The following is a 23,042-nucleotide window of genomic DNA, read 5'->3' as shown; positions in this document are numbered from 1 at the left end:
ACTGAATATATAGGGTGCCAGCCGGCATTTCGCCGTGCGGCAAGCATGCCCGGGGCCTGTGCTAGAGTGCCGCGTCACCGTCGCGATTGTCCAGTCATGAGCCTCTCGCTCAAAAATATCCGCTACTTCATCGCCGTGGCCGAGGCCGAATCGATCACCGGCGCCACCCAGTCGCTCAATATCTCCCAATCGGTGGTCACCGAGGCGATCAAGTCGCTGGAAGCCGAACTCGGCGCCATCCTGTTCCAGCGCCACGCGCGCGGCATGGTGCTGACCCATGCTGGCCACCAGTTCCTGCGCCATGCGCACCAGATCCTGTCGGCGGTGCGAAATGCGCAACAGGCACTGTCGGCGCGGCCCGACACCATGGTGGGCAAGCTGAATGTGGGCGTGACCCCGCTGATGACCGGCTACTTCCTGCCCTATCTGCTCGACCGCTACCGGCGCGTGTTTCCCAAGGTGGAAATCCAGGTGGTGGAGGATCGGCGCGACTATCTCGAGCACCTGCTGGTGAACGGCGAGCTCGATGTGGCGTTGATGATCGTCTCGAATGTGGAAAACAAGCAGGCGCTGGAAGCGGAAACCCTGATCGAGGCGCCGTGGCGCCTGTGGCTGCCGGCCAATCATTCGCTGCGCGAGCTGGGCAGCATCTCGATCAAGGAAATCGCCGACGAGGCGCTGATCATGCTGAAGGTGGACGAGCTGGAAGAGAACACGCGCGCGTTCTGGCGCGCGGCTGGCCTCAAACCGAAGATGGCCTTGCGCACCGAATCGGTGGAAGCCGTGCGCTCGCTGGTGGCCACCGGGGCCGGCCTCTCTATCCTGCCCGATCTGCTCTACCGCCCCTGGTCGCTGGATGGCGACCGGTTGGAGGTGCGCAATATCCTGGAGGAAATGCCGCGTTTGGAAATTGGCATTGCCTGGCGGCGGGGTTCGGGGATTTCAGAGGCGACGCAGAATTTCCTGGTGGTGGCGAGGGAGCATAGTCGGGCGCATGCTCGGTAGGTAACCGTTTCAAGCAAACTTTGTGAGGACGCTGTGAGAAAGCTAAGCGTTGAGGAGTACCGGCAGCTTGATTCTAAGAGTCTTGCTGAGCGGATAGATGATTTTCTTCAAGCGGAATTGCCGATTCCAATAAAAATTGATTCTGTCCCATTTGCAAGTGCTAGCGCAAAATCAATACTGAATAGTGAGCGGTTTCAGAATTTAGAGGAGGGGTTAAGGAAACGTGCGCTGGAAATGTTCTTTCGATCAGTATTCCAGTCTGAGGCTTGTGTGCGATATTTGGTTTTAGGTGGAAGTTCAGGTGCCAAATCAGGGCTAGGTCAAGAGACTTTTAGCCCAAGAGATCAGTCTATCTCTGGGGCTCTTCGTCAGGCGCAACTGGTATCGGCGCGAATTGCTTTTGAGTGCTTTATGGAATTCTTAAGTTTGGTGGAGAGCGGGATTTTATTTAAGAAAAAGTCTCGTGACTCGAAGCTGGGTGGATTTATAAAATGGCTACAAGGTCCTAATAATAGTTTTGGATGGGTTGTTTTTTATGTGCTTCCGTTGAAGCGCTTTGATAGAAATTACAGAACTCCAGAGGTTCATGGTACTTCACATGTTGCTATTGAAGCCTTACGCGGTGCCCCTGTGAGCATGAATAGATCAAATGATGAATTGAGTGCCTTGAACTTAATTGTAAATCTTTGGCAACTAGTTGTGCAGACGCTTAATAATGAAGAAATTCGCGTATGGATGATAAATCCAGAGGATGAGAAGTTGTTTCCTCCGCTTGATAAATGGCGAGAGATCGATTTGGGGAAGTGGTGTGCTGAATATGAAGAGGATATTCTTCTCACTAAAAAGAGATAAGCCAATTAGCCAAGTAGGGTGGAGAACGTGTTTCCCGCAGCGTCGATTTTTTAGCGGCTGCGCCGCGATACCCACGCTAGGCGTGGTTTAGGGCGGGAGTGCGTCCCGCAGCCGCCTTACTTTTCTTGTCTTGCCAAGAAAAGTAAGCAAAAGAAGGCGCGCCCGCGGTCTCGCCCGGCTGCGCCGGGTTCCCTGCGCTGCGCGAAGCTCGCGGCCGGGGCAAGAACTCGCCGTCCGTTCCGGCCGGCTCAAACAGCTTGCCCCGGAAAGCCCCGCGAGCTTCTGTGCTGCTCGGCGAGTACCGAGGGCATGGGGTGCTCCGTGGAACTGGCAGTGCTTGAGCATCGGCGCCGAAAAAACGGCGCGCTGTTTTGCCCCTCTCCCTCCGGGAGAGGGGTTGGGGTGAGGGTGCCGTGAGTTGCGATGCGCTGGAGACAGACCGCAAGCAAATCACAGAAACTCGTCCACGGTCACAACAAATCTAGGCAGGTGGAGCTGCGCCCTGATGCCCTCTAAGTCGCCGGAGCTTGGGTGCTTTGGCGGGGGCCGTCGGCGGCAGCTGTTTGAGCCCGCATAGCGGGCGAGTTCTGCCGCCGCCCGCTAAAGTGCCCAAGCGCAGGGCAGTCGCGTAGCGACCGGCTTAGCGGGCGCGCCTTCTTTTGCTTACTTTTCTTGGCAAGACAAGAAAAGTAAGGCGGCTGCGGGACGCACTCCCGCTCCAAACCACGCCTAGCGTGGCATTCGCGGCGAAGCCGCTAAACCGATGAATAAACAAGAGGAAGCCTGTTGATGGAGCAACACATGACGCAGCAAAACGCGCTTCAGCGCAGCTGGCTGGGGTTTAGCTTGGGGCTTGGTGTGGTGCTGGCTCACCTGGCCTGGGAGTTCAGCCACGGTGGCGTGCGCAGTCACCATTTGCTCAATAGCCCCGATCTGCCGGCCATTTCCAACTGGTGGGGGCTGCTGGCGCTGCCCTTGCTCGGTTGGGCGGCGGCTTACACGGTTGCGCGTCGGCTGGCGTCCCAGGCGCAGGGCTGGTCTGCTGTCCGTTATGCCTGGCTTGGGGCCTTGCTGCTGGGTCTTGCCTTGTCCGGCGCCTTCCTGGCCGGCTATACCGCGCTGACCACCGGCCTGTTCTTTACCGTGCTGGCGGCCGGGCTGGTTCTGCCTACTTATCGGCTCGAGTATCTGTTTGGCTTCGTGCTGGGCATGACCTTTGTTTTCGGCGCGGTGCTCCCGGCCATCGTCGCTACCGTGGCCGCTGTCCTGTCGGGCTTCTTGCATCGGCTGCTGTACCCGGCCTGTGTGAGCCTGTTGCGGCGCGCCCGCGCCTAGCGTCGGCCACGGCCGGCTGAGCTTATGGCGCTGTGCGCTATGCCAGATTACCCATGGCCGACTATCGCGGTGCGTGCCGGGACGGGTTACAGTCGCGCTGCCGTGATGCAGGCGGCATAGCGCATGAACAATAGGGAGGAATGATGGATAGCAAGAGCAGATTGAATCGGCCGACCAGTGCCTTTGTGGGCGCGTCCTGGGCGGCCTTGGTGGCGGGCATGGCGACTTACTGCCTGGGCCTGTGGAATTCGACCCTGCAGCTGAACGAGAAGGGCTACTACTTCACCCTGCTCATGTACGGCCTCTTCTCGGCCGTATCGCTGCAAAAGACCGTACGCGACAAGCTCGAAGGTGTGCCGGTCACCGGCATCTACTTTGGCCTGTGCTGGCTGTCGCTGGGATTGTCGATTTTGCTGCTGGCGGTGGGGTTGTGGAATGCCACGCTGGCGTCGAGCGAGAAGGGCTTTTATGCGATGGCCTTTGTGCTGAGTCTGTTTGCCGCCGTGGCCGCACAGAAGAATGTGCGCGATCTGGCTCTGTTCAAGGAAGAGGGCGTGCAGCAGGAAGCGCAGTAATCGCTAGCGCGGCACCCAATAAAAAACGTCGGCCCCTTGCCGACGTTTTTTATTGCCTGTGCCACTAGCTGAGCAGCCGTTCGATAAACAGGCCGATGACTATGATGACGGCAACACCGGCTGCCACCCATTGCACAGCATGGCGGCGCCGCTGCCAGCGCAGCTCGGCGGTGCTTTTCTCCTTCCAGCGGAAGAAGGCCCACAACACCAGCAGGACCACGAACAGGATGCGCAGCAGCAGGAACATGGTCAGATCTGGTTGGGTAGATAGCGGTGGAAGGAAGACGGTGCGTCTTCCGGGCTATCAAAGCTCGCGTATTCCCAGGCATCCGGGTCGGCCAAGAGCACGCGCAGCAGCTTGTTGTTCATTGCGTGGCCGGACTTGAAGCCTTCGAAGCTGGCGATCAGCGGGTGGCCCAGGATGTACAGATCGCCAATCGCGTCGAGCACCTTGTGGCGCACGAATTCGTCCTCGAAGCGTAGGCCTTCCTGGTTCAGCACCTTGTACTCGTCCAGCACGATGGCGTTTTCCATGCTGCCGCCCTGGCCGAGATTATTGGTGCGCATGTATTCGACCTCGTGCATGAAGCCGAAGGTGCGCGCGCGCGCGACTTCCTTGATGTAGGAGGTCTGGGCGAAATCCAGCTCCACGGTCTGGGCCGATTTCTGAAACGCTGGATGCTTGAATTCGATGGTCAGCTTGACCTTGTAACCCTCATGCGGATGCAGGCGCACCCATTTGTCGCCCTCGACCGCCTCGACCGATTTCTTGACCCGCACGAAGCGCTTCTTGGCCTTCTGGTCGACCACGCCAGCCTGCTGGATCAGGTAGAGGAAGGGGGCCGCGCTGCCGTCCATGATCGGCATTTCCGACGCGGTCACATCCACCAGCACATTGTCGATGCCGAGGCCGGCGAAGGCCGACATCAGGTGCTCGATGGTGGCCACCCGCACGCCGTCTTTGACGAGCGTGGAAGAGAGTCGGGTGTCGTTGACGAGGTCGGGACCCACCCTGAAAGACGGCCGTTCGGGCAGATCGGCGCGCCGGAACACAATGCCGGTATCGGCCGGCGCCGGCGAGAGGGTGAGTTCCACCTTCTCGCCCGAGTGCAGGCCAACGCCAACAGCGTGAATCGGCGATTTCAGAGTGCGTTGATAGATCATGGACGGGCGCTTTATACCGGTAACAATGCCTCGATTTTACCGTATGGCAAATTCGATACTGATTGAACCTTGCTATCAGGCCGTTAGGCGTGAGGTTGCTAGGGGTGAGGCGTAAAACCCATGACGGAGACGGCAGTGAATGATCTCACTGCACGAATCCGCTCCCTCATCACCTTATGCCACACGGCAAGGATGGGAAGGCGTCGTAGCGAGCGCCCCGAGTTCGCGCCGAGAAGCGCAGCCGTACGCTATGTACGGCGAGCATCGCAGGTGCGAAATCGGGGTGCGCAGTAGACGCTCTCCCATCCGTATCAGTCAGCTTGCTTGCGCAGGAAGGCCGGAATGTCCATGTCGCCACCGGCAAACACGGTGCCACGCGGCGATTCGACCGCGGCATTCACGCTGCCGGCGCGGCGGCCGGTGCGGAATACGGCTGGCTGGTCGTATTGCTCGTAGTCCATCTGGGCCGGCATATCGTCGGTACCCGTGCGCTGCACGATGTGCAGATTCGGGCTCTTCTTCGCCTCACGGCCGCCCAGACCGGTGGCCACCAGGGTCACGCGGATCTTGTCGCCCATATTCTCGTCGAAGGCGGTACCGAAGATGATGCGTGCGTCCTCGGCCGTGTAGGCCTTGATCGCATCCATCACCTCGTGCACTTCGCGCATCTTCAGGCTGTAGTCGGCAGTGATATTGACCAGCACGCCACGCGCGCCGTTCAGGCTCACATCCTCCAGCAGCGGGCTGGCCACGGCCGCTTCGGCGGCAATGCGCGCGCGGTCCACGCCTTCGGCATGGGCTGAACCCATCATCGCCATGCCCATCTCGGTCATCACGGCCTTCACGTCAGCGAAGTCCACGTTCACGAGGCCCGGCACATTGATGATTTCAGCGATGCCGGCCACGGCGCCGCGCAGCACATCGTCGGCGGCCTTGAAGGCATCCTTGAAGGACACATCATCGCCGAGCACCTGCATCAGCTTGTCGTTCGGGATGATGATCAGCGAATCGACGTACTTGTTCAGCTCTTCGATACCGGCTTGCGCGGCCTTCTGGCGCTTGCCTTCGAAGGCGAACGGACGGGTGACCACGCCCACGGTCAGGATGCCGCGTTCACGCGCGATCTGCGCCACGATGGGGGCTGCACCGGTGCCGGTGCCGCCGCCCATGCCGGCGGTGATGAACACCATATCGGCGCCATCGAGCAGTTCGCCGATACGTTCACGGTCTTCTTCTGCCGCGGCGCGGCCGATGTCCGGGTTGGCGCCAGCGCCCAGGCCCTTGGTCAGGTTGCCACCCAGTTGCACCACGTTATCGGCGCGGTTGCGCTTCAAAGCCTGTGCATCGGTGTTGGCGCAGATGAATTCCACGCCGGTGACACCCGAATCAATCATGTGATCGACGGCATTACCGCCGCAACCACCGACACCGATCACCTTGATTCTGGCGACTGGTGCAATGTCCTGCGCTGCTTCCAGAAACGAAATAGGCATTGCTCTCTCCTCTTTGCCCGAACTAACTACTTAATAAGAAAGTGCCGGCAGCAGGCTGCCGCCGGCTTTCAACTCAAAAATTGCCCTGAAACCACGTCTTCATGCGTTCGATCAGGCCGCCGAAGCTGGCGCCCTGCATCGCCTTGAAACCATTGCGCTGTGCTTGCTGCTTGCCGAGTACCAAGAGGCCCACGGCGGTGGAAAAGCGCGGGTTCTTCACCACTTCGGCCAGGCCGCCCACGTACTTGGGCACGCCTAGGCGCACCGGCAGGTGGAATACTTCCTCGCCGAGTTCGACCATGCCCTGCATCTGGGCCGAGCCACCGGTAATCACGATGCCGCTGGACAGGCGTTCCTCGAAGCCCGAGCGGCGCAATTCGGCCTGCACGAGGCTGTACAGCTCTTCCACGCGCGGCTCGATCACCTCGGCCAGGGTCTGGCGGTTGAGCTGGCGCGGTCCGCGCTCGCCCACGCCCGGTACTTCAATCATCTGTTGCGGGTCGGCCAGCTGGCGCAGGGCAATGCCGTGCGCGCGCTTGATGTCCTCGGCTTCCTTGGTCGGGGTGCGCAGGGCCATGGCGATATCGTTGGTGATCTGGTCGCCGGCAATCGGAATCACCGCGGTATGACGGATCGCGCCATCGCAGAACACCGCGATATCGGTGGTGCCGCCGCCGATATCGATCAGGCAGACGCCCAGCTCCTTCTCGTCCTCGCTTAGCACGCTCATCGCGCTGGCCAGCGGCTGCAGGATCAGGTCATTCATCTCCAGGCCGCAGCGACGCACGCACTTGGTAATGTTCTGCGCGGCGGAGATGGCACCGGTGACGATATGCACCTTCACTTCCAGGCGCACGCCGCTCATGCCCAGCGGCTCCTTCACATCTTCCTGACCGTCGATGATGAATTCCTGGGTCAGGATGTGCAGGATCTGGTGTTCGGTGGGGATGTTCACCGCGCGGGCGGTTTCGATCACCCGGTCCACATCGGCCTGGGTGACTTCCTTGTCCTTGATCGCCACCATGCCGTGCGAGTTGAAGCTGCGGATATGGCTGCCGGCGATGCCGGTCAGCACTTCGCGGATCTTGCAGTCGGCCATCAGCTCGGCCTCTTCCAGCGCGCGCTGGATGGCACCGACCGTGGACTCGATATTGACCACCACGCCTTTTTTCAGGCCCTTGGACGGAGCCTGCCCCAGGCCGATGATGTCCATGCGGCCATCGGGCAGCACTTCCGCCACCAGTGCCACGATCTTCGAGGTACCGATGTCGAGGCCGACCAGCAGGTTCTTCGTTGTGTTCGGTTTATTCACCGTCATTCTCCAAAAGCACTATTCATTACCGCCCCGCGCTCAGGTCGCCTTGGGCGCCGGCCTGGCGGCGGGCAAGCCGCCGGGTAGCCGGACTGCGAACCCGTTCGGGTAACGCAAATCCACATAGGAAATCGGCTGGGTGATCACCGCCAGCGTGCGCGGATAGGCATCCACGAACTTCGCCAGGCGTTGCTCGGGGTTGTCCCGACCGATTTCCACCAATAACTTGCCATCTAGCTGCAGGCGCCAGGCGCGGCGCGGCGACAGCCATAGATGGTTGGGCTTGCGGCCGATGACGGCCAGCTGGTTGCGAAAGCCGATATAGCCAAAGGCCATTTCCTGCTCGCTGCCCTCCGGGCCTTCCAGCACCGGCAGTACTTCATTGCTGGCGGCGTCGAAACGCTCGCCATGGGTATTCAACAGCCCCACCGTGCCCCAGCGCGCCAGCGCCACATGCTCCTCGATGGTCACATCGAGCCGGTCGGGCCAGCGCCGGCGCAGATTGACCTGGCGCACCCAGGGCAGTTTCTCGAAAGCCGAGCGTGTCTTGTTCAGGTCCAGGGTGAAGAAGGTGCCCTTGAGCTCGTTCTTCACGATGTATTGCAACTGCTCGCGCGTGACATGGGCGAGGCTGCCCTCGACCTTGATCTGCCGCACCGGGAACAGCGGCGAGTGGATGATCACCAGCAGCGCGGCATACAGGAACAGCAGCACGGCAAGGCCGATTAAGAGATTGGCCAGCCAGTTCAATGCCTGTGGTTTGTCCCACATCAGCCGATGCCCCCGCAGTCAGGAGAGAGGCGTGAGGCGTGAGGCGTGCGCGTGCCTGCCGCCGTGGCCATGCCACCGGCGCTGCTCGCGTCAAACCTGCTCACTGCCTGCCAAGCGCTCATCTGCTTATCCTTTTCACGGCACTGCACCTCAGCCCTAACACCTCACGCCTTACCCGACAAAGTCGTATCGAGGATGCGCAGCACGATGTCCTCGTAGCTGAGGCCGGCGGCCTTGGCACCCATGGGGAACAGGCTGTGGCTGGTCATGCCCGGGGCGGTGTTCACCTCCAGCAGGTAAGGGTTGCCCAGCTCGTCCATCAGGAAGTCCACGCGCGCCCAGCTCTGCCCGCCGATGGCCCAGAACGCCTGCTTGACCAGCTCGGCGATCTCGGCCTCCTGGGCCGGGGCGATGCCGCAGGGGCAGCGGTAGACGGTGTCGTCGCGGAAGTACTTGGCCTGGTAGTCGTAGAACTCGGTGGCCGGCTCGATCTTGATCATCGGCAACACGGTGTAACCGTTCACCGCGTCGCCCATGATGGGCGCCGTGTACTCGCCGCCGCCGATGAACTGCTCGGCCAGCACCAGGCGGTCGTATTTGCGCGCTTCTTCAAAGGCGGCCTTCAGCTCACCGGCCTCCTTGACCTTGATCACGCCGATGCTGGAACCCTCGGTGGCCGGCTTTACGAACAGCGGCAGGCCGAGCTGCGCCTCCACCGCGGCGAAGTCGCTGTGCTCGTCCAGCAGCTCGAAGGCCGGAATCGGCAGGCCGAGCGCGCGCCACAGCAATTTGGTGCGCAGCTTGTCCATGCCGATGGCCGAGGCCATCACGCCGCAGCCGGTATAAGGCAGGCCCATGAAATCAAGCGCACCCTGAATCGTGCCGTCCTCGCCACCCGGGCCGTGCAGGATCAGGAAGGCGCGCTCAAAGCCCTCATCCTTGAGTGCTGAGAGCGGCTTTTCGCTCGGGTCGAATTGGTGTGCATCCACGCCGCGCGACTGCAGCGCGGCCAAGACGCCAGCGCCGCTCATCAGCGACACTTCGCGCTCCGAAGAGCTACCGCCCATCACGACGGCGACTTTTCCGTACTTGTTCATGCTTTTGCTACCAGTTTGCCCGGCACGGCGCCGATGGAGCCGGCACCCATGGTGACGATCACATCGCCGTCGCGGGCGTGTTCAAGAATAGCGGCCGGCAGGGCGGCGATGTCTTCGACGAATAGCGGCTCGACCTTGCCGTGCACGCGCACGGCGCGGGTCAGCGCGCGGCCATCGGCCGCCACGATGGGGGTTTCGCCGGCGGCATACACCTCGGTCAGCACCAGGGCATCGGTGCTGGACAGCACGCGTGCGAAGTCTTCGAAACAGTCGCGCGTGCGCGTGTAGCGGTGCGGCTGGAAAGCCAGCAGCAAACGCTTGTCCGGGTAGGCGCCGCGCACGGCGGACAGGGTGGCGGCCATTTCGACCGGGTGGTGGCCGTAGTCGTCGATGACCACGGCGCTGCCGCCGTGGGGCAGGGCCACCTCGCCGTAGTGCTGGAAGCGCCGACCCACGCCGCCGAAGTCGGCCAGCGCCTTCTGGATGGCGCTTTCCGAGGCACCGACCTCGAGGCCGATAGCGATGGCGGCCAGGCTGTTCAGCACATTGTGGTGGCCGGCCGCGTTCAGCTCGATGGCGATCCGGTACTCGATGCCGTTCTTCCACACCGCGTCGAACTGCATCTTGCCGCCCGGCAGCGCACGGATGTTTTCCGCACGCAGCGTGGCATCCGCGCTCACCCCATAGGTGGTGACCGGCTTGGACACCATGGGCAGGATGGCGCGCACATTCGGGTCGTCGATGCACAGCGCCACGCGGCCATAGAAAGGCAGGTGGCTGATGAAATCGAGGAAGGCCTGCTTGAGCTTCACGAAGTCGTGACCATAGGTGTCCATATGGTCGGCATCGATATTGGTGATGACGGCCAGCACCGGCTGCAACATCAGGAAAGACGCGTCCGATTCGTCCGCTTCCACCACGATGAAGTCACCGCGGCCGAGCTTGGCATTGGTGCCAGCCGCGGTCAGCTTGCCGCCAATCACATAGGTGGGGTCGAGACCGGCTTCGGCCAGGATCGAGGCGATCAGGCTGGTGGTGGTGGTCTTGCCGTGCGTACCGGCCACCGCAATACCCTGGCGGAAGCGCAGCAGCTCGGCCAGCATCATGGCGCGCGGAATGACCGGCACCTGGCGCGCACGCGCGGCCAGCACTTCCGGGTTGTCGGCCTTCACCGCGGTGGAGGTGACCACCACATCGGCATGCTGCTGGTAGGCCGCGTCATGGCCGATGAAGACCATGGCGCCCGCTTCGCGCAGACGCGCAGTGACCGCGCTTTCGCCCAGGTCCGAGCCCGACACGTCGAAACCCAGATTCAGCAGCACCTCGGCGATGCCGCACATGCCGGCACCACCGATGCCGACGAAATGGATGCGTTTGACCTTGTGTTTCATGCTGTTACTTCCTCAATGATGTCCGCCACCACCTGGGTGGCAGCGGGCAAGGCCTTGTTTCTGGCCGCCTCGGCCATGCTCACGAGGCGCTCGCGTTTCAGTTCGCCCAGCTGCGCGGCCAACCACTCGGGCGTCAGTTCGCGCTGCTGGATAAGCAGGCCGGCACCGGCCTCGCTCAGGTATTGGGCATTGCCGGTCTGGTGGTCATCCACGGCATGCGGAAACGGCACCAGAATCGATGCCACCCCGGCGGCAGCGAGCTCGGCCACGGTCAGCGCGCCGGCACGGCAGATCACCAGATCGGCCTCGGCATAGGCCTGCGCCATATCGTCGATAAAGGCCACGCACTCGCCGGCCACGCCGGCTTCGGCGTAGTTGGCGCGCAGTTGTTCGATCTGCTTGCTGCCCGCCTGGTGGATGACCTGCGGGCGCTGCTCGGGTGCCAGCAAGGCCAGCGCCTTGGGCACCGCGCTATTGAGGGCGGCCGCGCCCAGGCTGCCACCCACCACCAGCACGCGCAGCGGACCCGTGCGGTGCGCAAAGCGCTCGGCCGGCGCGGGCAGGGCGGCAATATCGGGGCGCACCGGGTTACCGACCAGCTGTCCCTGCTTGGGAAAGGCGCTCGGGAAGGCGGTCAGCACGCGCTCGGCCAGATGGGACAGCAGCTTATTGGTCAGGCCGGCCACCGAGTTCTGCTCGTGCACGATCAGCGGCTTCCACAACAGCGTGGCGGCAATGCCACCCGGGAAGCCGGTAAAGCCGCCAAAGCCGATCACCGCATCGGGCCGGTGACGGAAGATCACCGCGACCGACTTCCATAAGGCAATCGCCTGCTCCAGCGGCTGCACCAGCTTGCGCACCAGGCCCTGGCCGCGCACGCCGCCGATGCTGAGCAGCTCGATGGGGATGCCGTGCTTGGGCACCAGCTCTGCTTCCATCTTGCCGCGCGCACCGAGCCACACCACCTGCCAGCCACGTGCCTGCATTTCCTTGGCCACGGCCAGCGCCGGGAAGATATGCCCACCGGTACCGCCGGCCATGACCAGCAGGGTACGGCGCGGCAAGGCCTCGCCGCGCGAGGACTGCGCTGCAGTACGTGCTGCGGCGCCTCGACCGCCACCGACGCTGGTCATCATGGCCGGGGTCGATATGCCGGCAGGCAGTTGTGCACCAAAAGGTGCCCATACCTCGCAGCGCACGCCCAGTAGTTCTCGCGCATTCACACTGTGTACCCCCGCATCATCTGGCGATTCTCCCAATCCACGCGCAGCAGTACCGCCAGCGCGACCAGATTGGCCAGGATGCCGGAGCCGCCGAAGGACAGCAGGGGCAGGGTCAGGCCCTTGGTGGGCAGGAGGCCAACGTTCACGCCGATATTGATCACCGACTGCACACCGAGCCAGATGCCGATGCCCTGGGCGACCAGGGCCGAGTAATAGCGTTCGAGCTTGGCGGCCTGGATGCCGATGGCGAAGGCGCGGAACACCAGCCAGGCGAACAGCAGCACCACCAGCGTGACCCCGACAAAGCCGAATTCCTCGGCGATGATGGCCATCAGGAAGTCGGTATGCGCCTCGGGCAGATAGCTGAGCTTCTCGACCGAGCCGCCAAGGCCGACGCCGAACCATTCGCCGCGCCCGAAGGCGATCAGCGAATGCGAGAGCTGATAGCCCTTGCCGTATGGGTCTTTCCACGGGTCCATGAAGCCGACCACGCGCGCCATCCGGTACGGCTCGATCACGATGAACAGCACGAAGCCGACCAAGAGGGCCACCATCAGGCCGCCGAACAGGCGCCAGTCGAAACCGCCAAGGAAGAGGATGCCCATGGCGATGGCGGTGATCACGGTCAGCGCGCCGAAGTCCGGCTCGGCCAGGAGCAGCACGCCAGTGACCAGCATGACCACGAACATGGGGAAGAAGCCCTTCACCAGGCTGTGCATATAGGCGGCCTTACGTACCGTGTAGTCGGCCGCGTACAGCACCACGAAGAACTTCATCAGCTCGGAGGGCTGCAGATTGATCACGAACAGCGACAGCCAGCGCTTCGAGCCATTAACCTCACGCCCCACGCCGGGAATCAGCACCATGATCAACAGCGCGGTGCCGATCAGGAATAGATAGGGCGCGTACTGCTGCCAGACCCGGATCGGGATCTGGAAGGCGATAAAGGCGGCCGAGAATGCCACCACCAGGAAGATGCTGTGGCGCACCAGGTAGTAGCCGGAGCGGAAACCGGTATCACGGTCCACATCGGCCGCGGCGATGGAGGCCGAATAGACCATGACCAGGCCGACGGCGAGCAGCAGCAGCACCGACCAGACCAGGGACTGGTCATAGCCGTGCATGCTGGGGCGCCGCTTGAGGGCCTGATAGAACAGCTTCACTGCTTAGTGCTCCAATGCCTTCACCGCGGCGATAAACACTTCCGCGCGATGAGCGTAGTTCTTGAACATATCGAGGCTGGCGCAGGCCGGGGACATCAGCACGGCATCGCCCACCTGGGCCTCGGCCGCAGCCAGTTGCACCGCCTCCTCCATACTCTTGGCGTCGATCAGCTTGACCGTGGTCGCAGCCAGCGCGGCGCGCACCTGCGGGCCATCGCGGCCGATCAGCACGGCGGCGCGCACCTTGCCCTGGCAGGCCGCGGCCAGCGGGCTGAAGTCCTGGCCCTTGCCATCGCCACCGGCGATCAGCACCACCGGCTGAGTCATGCCTTTCAGCGCCGCTTCGGTAGCGCCCACATTGGTGCCCTTGGAGTCGTCGTAGTAACGCACGCCCGCCACCTCGGCCACGAACTCCACACGGTGCGGCAAGCCCTTGAAGCGCTTGAGTGCCGACACCAGCGGCAGCGTGGGCAGGCCAATCGCACGGGTCAGCGCCAGGGCCGACAGCGCATTGGCCGCATTGTGCAAGCCGGCCAGCGGCAGCTCGGATGCCAGCATCAGGGCGAAGTCGCCGCAGACCAGCTCGAAATCGGTGCCGATCTTGCGCAGGCCGTACTCGGTGGGCGAGCGCGGGGTATCGAGGCCGAACCAGAACACCTGGCGGCCGGCACGGGCCATGCCGCGGCAGTAGCCGTCCTCGCGGTTCAGCACCATGGCGCCCAGGCCTTCGAACACGCGCGCCTTGGCCATCGCGTAGTGGAGCATCGAGTCGTAGCGATCGAGATGGTCTTCGCTCACATTCAGCACGGCGGCCGCATCGGGCGCCAGGCTGAAGGTGGTTTCCAGCTGGAAGCTCGACAGCTCCAGCACCCACACATCGGGCTTGGGGCGGGCTTCGGTTTCGATCTCGGTGACCACATCCAGCACCGGGGTGCCGATATTGCCGGCCACGATGGTGTTCAGACCGGCCGCCTCGCACATGGCACCCACCATGCTGGTCACGGTGGACTTGCCGTTCGAGCCGGTGATGGCGATCACCTTGGACTTCGCATCCACGGCCAGGCGCGCGCGCGCGAACAGCTCGATATCGCCGATCGCCTCGATACCGCGTTCGACTGCGGCGGCGATATGCGGCTCGGCCAGCGGCACGCCCGGGCTTACCACCAGCAGCTCGGCGCCGGCAAAGGTCGATTCGGTGAATGCGCCGAGCTTGACCGGCACCTGCGGCAGCAGCGCGCGCAGCTCATCGAGCCCTGGCGGCGTGCTGCGGCTATCGGCCACGGTGACGACCGCACCATGCCGTGCCAGCCATTTGGCGGCCGACAGACCGGTGATGCCCAGACCGACGACGGTGATGTGTTTGCCCGCGAGGTGCATGAATCGGCTTCCTTAACGCAGTTTCAGGGTGGCAAGGCCGGCCAGGACCAGCAGCATGGTGATGATCCAGAAACGCACCACCACCTGGGTTTCCTTCCAGCCCTTCAATTCGTAGTGATGGTGCAGGGGCGCCATGCGGAATACCCGCTTGCCGGTCAGCTTGAAGCTGGCCACCTGGATCATCACGCTCAGTGCTTCCACGACGAACACGCCGCCCATTACCGCCAGCACGATTTCCTGGCGCACGATGACGGCCACGGTGCCGAGTGCGGCGCCCAGGGCCAGCGCGCCCACATCGCCCATGAACACTTCGGCCGGGTAAGCGTTGAACCACAGAAAGCCGAGACCGGCGCCGGCCATGGCCGCACAGAACACCGCCAGCTCGCCCGCGCCGGGGATATGCGGCAGCAGCAGGTAGGCGGCGAACTTGGCGTGACCGGCCACATAGGCAAAGATGGCCAGGGCCATCGCCACCATCACGGTGGGCAGGATGGCCAGGCCATCTAGGCCGTCAGTCAGGTTCACCGCATTCGAGGTGCCGACGATGACCAGATAGGTGAGTACCAGGAAGCCGACCGTGCCGAACGGGTAGGCGATGTGCTTGAAGAAGGGCACGATGAATTCGGTATTGGCCGGCAGGGTGGCGCTATTGGCGAGGTAGAGCCCGGCGCCGATGGCGATCAGCGATTGCCAGAACAGCTTCTGGCGGCTGGTCAGGCCCTTGGGGTTCTTCAGCGCCACTTTCTTGTAATCGTCCACAAAGCCGATCACGCCGGTGCCCAGGGTGACCAGCAGCACCACCCACACATATTTGTTGTACAGATCGGCCCACAGGAGCGTGGTCAGGCCAATCGACAGCAGGATCAGTGTGCCGCCCATGGTGGGCGTACCGGCCTTGACCAGATGGGTCTGCGGGCCGTCATTGCGCACTGCCTGGCCGACCTTCAGCTCGGTCAGCTTGCGGATCACCCAGGGGCCGAGCAGGAAGCTGATGAACAGCGCGGTCATGGTGGCCAGCACCGCACGCAGCGTGATGTAGTTGAACACATTGAAGGCGCGGACCGAGTCGCCGAGCCAGTTAGCCAGTAAGAGCAGCATTTAGTTTTCCCCCTTGCCGGCAGCCGGCTGGGTCAATTCATTCACCACGCGCTCCATCTGCATGAAGCGCGATCCCTTCACCAGCACGGTGCTGGTCGGGGTCAGTTCGGTATTCAGGGCACGCAGCAGGGCGGTGTGGTTGGCAAACCAGTTGGCACCAGCGCCAAAGGCGGCCACGGCCTGCTGCATTTGCTCGCCGGTGGCGAACAGGCGCTCGATGCCGGCGGCCTGCGCATAGGCACCGATGGCGCGATGGTGTTCGGCAATATCGCTGCCGATCTCGCCCATATCGCCGAGCACCAGCACGCGCGGCGCAGCCTGTGCAGCCAGCACATCCACGGCGGCACGCATGGAATTCGGGTTGGCGTTGTAGCTGTCGTCGATGACCAGCGCGCCATTGGCAGCTTGCTTCTGCTGCAGGCGACCCTTGGTGCCGGCATAGCTGGCCAGGCCAGCGGCGATCTCGACCGGCGCCAGGCCCAGTGCATGGGCGGCGGCGGCGGCGGCCAGCGCATTACGCACATTGTGTTCACCAGGCACCTTGAGCAGCACGTCGGCGCGCCCGCTGGGCAGGCAGAGCGTGAAGCGGCTTTGCAGCGCCTCGATCTGCAGCTGCTCGGCATGGGCATCGCCGCCGTTCAAGCCAAAAGCCAGCACGGCCCGGTGGCCGGCCAGACCGCGCCACAGCGCGGCATAGGCGTCATCGCCATTGACTACCGCGCGCCCATCGGCCGCCAGACCTTCGAAGATCTCGCCCTTGGCCTGGGCCACACCCTCGACCGAGCCGAGGAATTCCAGATGGCCGGCGCCGGCGTTATTGACCACGGCCACATCGGGCTTGGCCATCTTGGTCAGGTAGCGGATCTCGCCGAAATGGTTCATGCCCATTTCCAGCACCGCGAACTGGTGCTCGGCGCGCAGGCGCAGCAGCATCAGCGGTACGCCGATGTGGTTGTTCAGATTGCCGGCCGTGGCCAGCACGGCGGCGTCACCGACCTTGCTGCGCAAGATGGCGGCGAGCATTTCCTTCACGCTGGTCTTGCCATTGGTGCCGGTAACACCGACCACCGGGGCGCTGAACTGGCGGCGCCAGAAGGCGGCCAGCTGGCCGAGTGCGGCCAGGGTGTCGGCCACTTCAATGCGGTTGCCGGCCAGCGCGGGCAGGCGGCCGGCTTCCACCAGCACGCAGGCTGCGCCCTGTGCGAGCGCCTGCTCGGCATAGTCGTGGCCATCGAAGCGCTCGCCTTTCAGGGCGACGAAGAGATCACCGGCGCGGATATCGCGGCTGTCGGTGCTCACGCGCAGAAAGCTGGCCGCGGCCTCACCCAGCAGCTGGCCGTTGACGGCGCTGGCGGTGACTGACAGGGGCAGCATTGCTTGATTCATGCTTTTAGGGCTTTCCAGTGGGCCAGGGCGGCCTCGGCAGTTGCAACATCGCTGAACGGCGCCTTCACACCATTCGCGTCCTGATATTCCTCATGACCCTTGCCGGCGATCAGCACCACATCGCCCGGCTCGGCCAGTTCGATGGCCGAGCGGATCGCCGCGGCGCGGTCGCTCTGCACGCTGTAATCACCGTGCTGACCCTGCTCGGCCGCCGCGCCATCCACGCCATCGAGGATGTCGCGGATGATCTGGCGCGGATCTTCGGTGCGCGGGTTGTCGTTGGTGATGATCACGGTATTGGCCAGCTGGCAGGCAATACGGCCCATCAGCGGGCGCTTGCCGCGGTCGCGGTCGCCGCCGCAGCCGAATACGCAGTAGAGGCGACGCCGGCTGGGCATCACTTCGCGCAGCGTGGCCAGTGCCTTCTCGAGCGCATCCGGCGTGTGGGCGTAGTCGACCACCACCAGCGGCTTGGCGCCGCCGCCCAGGCGTTGCATGCGCCCCTTGGCCGACTCGATCTGGCCGAGCACGGCGCAGGCAGTATCGAGCGCCACGCCGCTTTTCAGCAGCACGCCCAGGCAGGCGAGCAGGTTGTAGGCATTGAAGCGACCGAGCAGCGGGCTGCGCAGCGTCGCCTCGCCCCAGGGCGAGCTGATCTGCAGCTGCATGCCCGACAGATCGCTGATCAGGCTGGTGGCGCGCAGCGCGCCGTTTTCGAGCCCGTAACCGAGCGCCAGTTCCGCTGGCAGCTGGCTGAGCAGCTCGGCGCCATAGGCGTCATCGGCATTGATCACCGCGGCCGACAGGCCTTCCCAGTCGAACAGCTTGCGCTTGGCTGCGCCATAGCTGGCCATATCGCCGTGGTAGTCGAGGTGGTCGCGGGTCAGATTGGTCAGCACCGCCACATCGAAGGCCACGCCATGCGCGCGTGCTTGCTCGAGTCCGTGCGAGCTGACTTCCATGCTCAGGTGGCTGGCGCCGGCCGCGCGGTACTGGGCGAGCAGGTTCTGCACGCGTACCGCATCGGGCGTGGTGTGGCTGGCTTCTTCCAGTGCATCGAGAAAACCGTAGCCTAACGTGCCAAGCATGACCGGGCGCTGGCCGAGCAGGGTGAAGGCCTGGCTCAGCCAGTGTGCGCAGCTGGTCTTGCCATTGGTGCCGGTAATGCCCACGCACCACAGATCCTGGCTCGGGTTGCCGAGCAGATGGGCACTGACGATGCCGGCCTGGGCGCGCAGGGCAGGGATGCCCAGATTGGGTACCTGCCATGCCGGCTGCCAGCTGAAGTCGTCGCTTTCCCACAGCACGCAGCCGGCGCCGGCGGCAATCGCATTGCCGATATGGGCGCGGCCATCGCTGTATTCGCCGCGGAAGGCCAAAAAGGCATCGCCGGGGCTGACCCGGCGGCTATCGGCAACGATGCGGCGACCTGCGGCAATCGCATCGATCGCCGCCCAATCCAGTGGAGGCAGGGTCCAGCTCACTGGCTTCATGTTTCCTCCTTCACTTCCGGCTCGTTCGGATCGGGCAGCAGGATATTGTTCAAGGGCGCATCGGGCGGCACACCCAGCATGCGCAGGCTGCCGGCCACCACATTGCTGAAGGCGGGGGCTGCCACCGTGCCGCCGTAATAGGAGCCGGCATTTGGCTCGTCGATCATCACCGCCACGATCAGGCGTGGGTTGGAGATCGGCGCGATGCCGACAAAGGACGCCACATAGGTCTTGTCGGTGTAGGCGCCACCTTGCAGCTTCTTCGCGGTACCGGTCTTGCCGCCCACGCGATAGCCGACCACCTGCGCGCGCAGGGCCGTTCCGCCTGGTTGGGTCACCGTTTCCAGCATCGCTCTTACCTCCTGCGCCGTTTCTGCACTCATCACGTGCGTGCCCGGCAACGGGGCCACTTGTTTCTGAAAGGTCACCGGGCGAATTTCGCCATCGGTGGCAAATACCTGATACGTCTTGGCCATCTGCAACAGGCTGACCGACAGGCCATAGCCATAGGACATGGTGGCCTGCTCGATCGGCCGCCAGGTCTTCCAGGGCCGCAGGCGGCCGCTGGCTTCGCCGGGGAAGCCGCTGCGTGGCGCTTCGCCTATGCCTACCGAGTCGTAGAAGTTCCACAGATATTCCCGTGGCAGGTCGAGGGCGACCTTGGCCGTGCCCACGTTCGACGATTTCTGCACGATGCCGCCCAGCGTGAGCGGGCCGTAGCTATGCGTGTCGCGTATCGTGGCCGGGCCGATGGTCAGCGTGCCGTTATTGGTCGAGATCACCGTGCTGGACTTGAATTTGCCGCTTTCCAGGGCCGCCGCAATGCTGATCGGCTTCATGGTCGAGCCGGGCTCGTACAGATCGGTGATCGCGCGGTTGCGGCGCGCGGCCGGGTCGTAGCGGCCGCGGTTGTTCGGGTTGAAGCTCGGATAGTTGGCCAGAGCCAGCACCTCGCCGGTGCGCGCGTCCAGCACCACGATGCCGCCGCCTTTAGCCTTATGGGTGTCTACGGCGTTCTTCAGCTCGCGGAAGGCCAAGTACTGGATCTTGCGGTCGATTGACAGGGTCAGGGTCTGGCCATCGCGCGGCTTCTCGATGCTGGTCACGTCCTCGACGATGTAACCACGCCGGTCGCGGATCACATGGCGGCTGCCCGGTTTGCCGGCCAGCATGCTTTCGCGCGTCAACTCGAAGCCTTCCTGGCCCTTGTTGTCGATGTCGGTGAAGCCGATCACGTGCGCCATCACCTCGCCGGCCGGGTAGTAGCGCCGGTACTCGGTCTGCTTGGACACACCGGGAATGGCGAGGCCGATCACGCGAGTGGCCGCTTCCGGGCTCATCTGGCGCTTGAGGAAGACGAAGTCGCGCTTCTTGTTGGCCAGCTTCTTCTTCACTTCCTCCGGCTTCATGCCCAGCGCCTTGGCCAGCGAATTCAGCTGCTGGCTCGTGAGCTCGGGCATATCGGCCGGGCTGGCCCACACCGATTGCACCGGGGTGGAGATGGCCAACGGCTCGCCATTGCGGTCGGTGATCATGCCGCGGTTGGCGGCCAGGGTCAGCTTGCGGAAGTAGCGTGCCTCGCCCTGCTCGCGCAGGAACTCTTCCTTGAAACCCATCAGATAGGCCGAGCGGCCGATCAGGATCAGGAAGAGCAGCACCAGGCCGCCCAGCACCAGCCAGGCGCGCCACATCTGCAGCTTGAGCGAGAGATTCGCGTTGGTGCGGTAAGCCATGCCTCAGCCCCCCGCCTGTTTGAGCGGTACAACCTGGGTATGGTTGCCGTCCGGCACACGCATATTGAGCCGGTTCGCTGCCTCGGTTTCGATGCGCGAATGCATGGCCCAGGTGCTCTGCTCCAGCTGCAACTGGCCCCACTCGACTTCCAGCCGGGCCGCCTCGTTCTGCGCCTTCTGCAACTCGATATAGGCTCGCCGTGCTTTGTGCTGCGAGGTGACCACTCCCAGCGCACAGGCGATAAGGACAAAGAGCAATAGCAAATTCAACCGCGTCACTTGCTTTTACTTCTGCACCGGCATCGGTGCGGCGCTGCGTTCGGCAATGCGCAAGATGGCACTGCGCGCGCGCGGGTTTTCATCCACTTCGGTCTTGCTGGCCCGTACCGGCTTGCCCACCAGTTTGAGCGGTGCCTCGCCGATATCGGCGGCGCGCACCGGCAGGCGGCTGGGCAGCTTGTCGGCGGTGGCGGCGTCGGCCATGAAGCGTTTCACGATGCGGTCTTCCAGCGAGTGGAAGGCAATCACCGACAGCCGTCCGCCGCGGCGCAGGCGCTTGAAGGCCTGCGGCAGGGTCAGCGCGAGCTCTTCAAGCTCGCGATTGATGTAAATCCGTACAGCCTGGAAGGTGCGCGTCGCCGGGTCCTGGCCCGGCTCGCGGGTGCGGACGGCCGTTGCCACGATCTTGGCAAGTTGGCCTGTTGTGAGGACAGGCTCGAGCGCCCGAGCCGCAACAATCGCGCTTGCAACCTGTTTAGCAAACCGTTCTTCGCCATAGTCTCTAATCACCTCCGCGATATCGGCCTCTTGAGCCGTCGCCAACCATTCCGCGGCCGTTTGGCCCCGGGTCGTATCCATGCGCATGTCCAGCGGCGCGTTGAAGCGGAAGCTGAAGCCGCGTTCAGCCTCGTCGATCTGCGGCGAGGACACCCCAAGGTCCATCAGCACGCCATCGACCTGCGCAATGCCCAGCGCATCCAGCGCGCTGTCGAAGCTGGAAAAGCCTTCGTGCACGATCTGGAAACGCGGGTCGTCAATTGTTTTGGCGTCGGCCACCGCCTGCGGATCGCGGTCGAAGGCGATCAGGCGGCCCGTGGGGCCGAGGCGCGACAGGATCAGGCGCGAGTGACCGCCACGCCCATAGGTGCAATCCACATAGATGCCAGCCGGCTGCAGGTTCAGGCCATCCACCGCCTCGGTCAGCAACACCGTGCGGTGGGTAAACATGGCGGCGCTCACAGCACGAAACCTTCCAGCTGGGCGGCGATGTCGGCCGGCGACATGGCCAGGGCGGCGGCGGTTTGTGCCTGCCAGCGGCCTTCGTCCCACAGCTCGAACTTGGAGCCGAGGCCAACCAGCGCAACCGCGCGATCAAGCCCGGCGAAGTTGCGCAGGGTGGGAGAAACGAGGATGCGGCCGGCCGAGTCGAGTTCGACTTCTTCGGCGTGGCCGAGGATCAGGCGTTGCAGCGCGCGGGCTTGCGGATTGAAGGCTGGCAAGTTGTTGAGCTTTTCGCGCACGGGTTCCCAGGCGGGCTGGGGATAGATCAGCAGGCATTGGCTCGGGTCCACGGTCACGGTCAGCTTGCCGCCGCAGCCTTGCAGCAGGGCGTCGCGATGCTTGGCCGGGATGGCCAGACGCCCTTTGCTGTCGAGGTTGAGAGTGGCTACGCCGCCGAACATGTTTACCGCCAATAGTCCCGCTGGAGGGGGATTGAAACCGCTTGCGCCGCTCTCGCTTTACGCAGGTCGATTTCGCTGAATCTTGGGATGGCAAAACACTTTTCACCACTTTTTCCCACTGCGCCCCACTATAGGGCAACAATTCGACACGGGTCAAGCGCGTAAAGGGGAATTTCTGTTTTTGCTACAATCACTTAGCGCTAATTTGCAAAGCGATAGCTTGATGTAATAATCCTTTGCAAATAAGGGTTTATAAAAAAACCTGAAAGCAAAACTTTAACTCTGAGCGAAAAACACCATGTCTTATCGAGCTTGTCTGGTTTTATTTGCCCTGTTCTGGGGCCTGCCGGGATGCTCGCAACTGCAGCAAACCGGCCGTGCCGTGGCAGACGGCAATGGCGTGCTGCAAGACAGCAGCGAACGCCATCTGGGCGGGCGCAAATACAAGATCCGCGTGCAGGGGTCGACCGTGGTTTTCAATGGCCAGGCCGAGCAGCTGTTCCGCCGCCGTGCCGAGCAATACACGGAATCGATGGGCTGCAAGGGCTGGAAGCTGCATGAATACCGCGCGGGCACTGAGAACACGCTGCTCGGTGCACGCCAGTACGCCGAAGGGGTGGTCGAATGCCTGTGATGGCTCGGCCTGGGGCGCGCTGATGCTGGCCAAGCTTGCGCGCCTGGCGCTGTTTGCCGCCGTGGCGCTGTTGATCTGGAATGCCTTTCTGAAGCCTGAAACTCGTCGGCGTTTCCGTAGCTATGTGGAGACGCTCGCTTATGCGCTGCTGGCATCCTCGGCCGTGATGGCGCTGTGGCACGGGTGGCGCTACGGTTTTTGAACGGCGGCCGTCAGCAGGGCGGAAACCGCGCGACCAAGGGGCTGTCCAAACTGCCT

23 protein-coding genes are annotated in these 23,042 nt (G+C 63.3%); 6 read left to right on the top strand and 17 right to left on the bottom strand.

Translation table 11 applies throughout. From position 1 onward, the window contains the following. Positions 1–96: 96 nt before the first annotated feature. The 4 genes from BT173_RS14975 to yiaA all read left to right on the top strand — a co-directional run bounded on the left by BT173_RS14975 (position 97) and on the right by yiaA (position 3,767). On the top strand, positions 97–1,005 hold the full coding sequence (locus BT173_RS14975) for a LysR substrate-binding domain-containing protein (protein WP_072429473.1): 909 nt from the start codon (positions 97–99) through the stop codon (positions 1,003–1,005). A gap of 33 nt (positions 1,006–1,038) precedes the next feature. Then, the gene (locus BT173_RS19415; protein WP_139256180.1) at positions 1,039–1,857 is read left to right on the top strand and encodes a hypothetical protein; all 819 of its coding nucleotides are present in this window, start codon (positions 1,039–1,041) and stop codon (positions 1,855–1,857) included. 801 nt (positions 1,858–2,658) lie between these two features. Continuing rightward, entirely contained in the window at positions 2,659–3,192 is a 534-nt protein-coding gene (locus BT173_RS19675) for a hypothetical protein (protein ID WP_175545612.1), read from the top strand. Between the two features lie 143 nt (positions 3,193–3,335). Beyond that, a complete protein-coding gene (gene yiaA / locus BT173_RS14965; RefSeq protein WP_072429471.1) occupies positions 3,336–3,767 on the top strand; it encodes an inner membrane protein YiaA in 432 nt (143 codons plus the stop codon). Positions 3,768–3,831: 64 nt separating this feature from the next. Here the strand turns inward: yiaA and BT173_RS14960 are convergent, their stop codons facing one another. The 17 genes from BT173_RS14960 to mraZ all read right to left on the bottom strand — a co-directional run bounded on the left by BT173_RS14960 (position 3,832) and on the right by mraZ (position 22,150). Beyond that, on the bottom strand, positions 3,832–4,014 hold the full coding sequence (locus BT173_RS14960; protein WP_072429470.1) for a hypothetical protein: 183 nt from the start codon (positions 4,012–4,014) through the stop codon (positions 3,832–3,834). Positions 4,015–4,016: 2 nt separating this feature from the next. Further along, positions 4,017–4,928: a UDP-3-O-acyl-N-acetylglucosamine deacetylase gene (gene lpxC / locus BT173_RS14955; RefSeq protein WP_373279675.1), complete on the bottom strand. Its 912-nt coding sequence runs from the start codon at positions 4,926–4,928 to the stop codon at positions 4,017–4,019. 314 nt (positions 4,929–5,242) lie between these two features. After that, positions 5,243–6,424, bottom strand: a complete 1,182-nt coding sequence (ftsZ, locus tag BT173_RS14950; protein WP_072429468.1) for a cell division protein FtsZ — start codon at positions 6,422–6,424, stop codon at positions 5,243–5,245. A gap of 73 nt (positions 6,425–6,497) precedes the next feature. Next, positions 6,498–7,736 carry a cell division protein FtsA gene (ftsA, locus tag BT173_RS14945; RefSeq protein ID WP_072429577.1) on the bottom strand — a complete coding sequence of 413 codons (1,239 nt, stop codon included), beginning with the start codon at positions 7,734–7,736 and terminating at the stop codon, positions 6,498–6,500. Between the two features lie 39 nt (positions 7,737–7,775). Then, positions 7,776–8,507 carry a cell division protein FtsQ/DivIB gene (locus BT173_RS14940; RefSeq protein ID WP_072429467.1) on the bottom strand — a complete coding sequence of 244 codons (732 nt, stop codon included), beginning with the start codon at positions 8,505–8,507 and terminating at the stop codon, positions 7,776–7,778. A gap of 164 nt (positions 8,508–8,671) precedes the next feature. After that, complete coding sequence (locus BT173_RS14935) at positions 8,672–9,604, bottom strand: D-alanine--D-alanine ligase (protein WP_072429466.1); 933 nt, start codon at positions 9,602–9,604, stop codon at positions 8,672–8,674. Then, positions 9,601–10,995 carry a UDP-N-acetylmuramate--L-alanine ligase gene (gene murC, locus BT173_RS14930; protein ID WP_072429465.1) on the bottom strand — a complete coding sequence of 465 codons (1,395 nt, stop codon included), beginning with the start codon at positions 10,993–10,995 and terminating at the stop codon, positions 9,601–9,603. The genes BT173_RS14935 and murC overlap by 4 nt, the downstream gene beginning before the upstream one ends. Further along, positions 10,992–12,035: an undecaprenyldiphospho-muramoylpentapeptide beta-N-acetylglucosaminyltransferase gene (gene murG / locus BT173_RS14925; RefSeq protein WP_373279674.1), complete on the bottom strand. Its 1,044-nt coding sequence runs from the start codon at positions 12,033–12,035 to the stop codon at positions 10,992–10,994. The genes murC and murG overlap by 4 nt, the downstream gene beginning before the upstream one ends. 179 nt (positions 12,036–12,214) lie before the next feature. Then, positions 12,215–13,375: a putative lipid II flippase FtsW gene (ftsW, locus tag BT173_RS14920; protein WP_373279673.1), complete on the bottom strand. Its 1,161-nt coding sequence runs from the start codon at positions 13,373–13,375 to the stop codon at positions 12,215–12,217. A gap of 9 nt (positions 13,376–13,384) precedes the next feature. Next, entirely contained in the window at positions 13,385–14,758 is a 1,374-nt protein-coding gene (murD, locus tag BT173_RS14915; RefSeq protein WP_072429464.1) for a UDP-N-acetylmuramoyl-L-alanine--D-glutamate ligase, read from the bottom strand. 12 nt (positions 14,759–14,770) lie between these two features. Beyond that, the gene (gene mraY, locus BT173_RS14910) at positions 14,771–15,856 is read right to left on the bottom strand and encodes a phospho-N-acetylmuramoyl-pentapeptide-transferase (protein WP_072429463.1); all 1,086 of its coding nucleotides are present in this window, start codon (positions 15,854–15,856) and stop codon (positions 14,771–14,773) included. Further along, complete coding sequence (locus BT173_RS14905; protein WP_245794190.1) at positions 15,857–17,242, bottom strand: UDP-N-acetylmuramoyl-tripeptide--D-alanyl-D-alanine ligase; 1,386 nt, start codon at positions 17,240–17,242, stop codon at positions 15,857–15,859. After that, the gene (locus BT173_RS14900) at positions 17,239–18,735 is read right to left on the bottom strand and encodes a UDP-N-acetylmuramoyl-L-alanyl-D-glutamate--2,6-diaminopimelate ligase (RefSeq protein WP_072429461.1); all 1,497 of its coding nucleotides are present in this window, start codon (positions 18,733–18,735) and stop codon (positions 17,239–17,241) included. Before BT173_RS14900 ends, BT173_RS14905 begins: the two co-directional genes overlap by 4 nt. Further along, on the bottom strand, positions 18,732–20,468 hold the full coding sequence (locus BT173_RS14895; RefSeq protein ID WP_072429460.1) for a peptidoglycan D,D-transpeptidase FtsI family protein: 1,737 nt from the start codon (positions 20,466–20,468) through the stop codon (positions 18,732–18,734). Before BT173_RS14895 ends, BT173_RS14900 begins: the two co-directional genes overlap by 4 nt. Positions 20,469–20,471: 3 nt before the next feature. Beyond that, a complete protein-coding gene (gene ftsL / locus BT173_RS14890) occupies positions 20,472–20,747 on the bottom strand; it encodes a cell division protein FtsL (protein WP_072429459.1) in 276 nt (91 codons plus the stop codon). Positions 20,748–20,753: 6 nt separating this feature from the next. Further along, positions 20,754–21,695 (bottom strand): 16S rRNA (cytosine(1402)-N(4))-methyltransferase RsmH, encoded by a 942-nt coding sequence (gene rsmH / locus BT173_RS14885; RefSeq protein ID WP_175545611.1) that lies wholly within the window; start codon positions 21,693–21,695, stop codon positions 20,754–20,756. 8 nt (positions 21,696–21,703) lie between these two features. Beyond that, entirely contained in the window at positions 21,704–22,150 is a 447-nt protein-coding gene (gene mraZ, locus BT173_RS14880) for a division/cell wall cluster transcriptional repressor MraZ (RefSeq protein ID WP_072429457.1), read from the bottom strand. A gap of 298 nt (positions 22,151–22,448) precedes the next feature. Here mraZ and BT173_RS14875 point away from each other — a divergent pair, with 298 nt between their 5' ends. After that, a complete protein-coding gene (locus BT173_RS14875) occupies positions 22,449–22,784 on the top strand; it encodes a hypothetical protein (RefSeq protein ID WP_072429456.1) in 336 nt (111 codons plus the stop codon). Between the two features lie 22 nt (positions 22,785–22,806). Further along, positions 22,807–22,986 carry a protein MIGRI gene (locus BT173_RS14870; protein ID WP_072429455.1) on the top strand — a complete coding sequence of 60 codons (180 nt, stop codon included), beginning with the start codon at positions 22,807–22,809 and terminating at the stop codon, positions 22,984–22,986. Positions 22,987–23,042: the final 56 nt, after the last annotated feature.

This window comes from Chitinimonas taiwanensis DSM 18899, from assembly GCF_900119825.1.
In the GTDB taxonomy this organism is placed as follows: domain Bacteria; phylum Pseudomonadota; class Gammaproteobacteria; order Burkholderiales; family Chitinimonadaceae; genus Chitinimonas; species Chitinimonas taiwanensis.
This window is presented reverse-complemented; position numbering and strand designations above follow the sequence as displayed.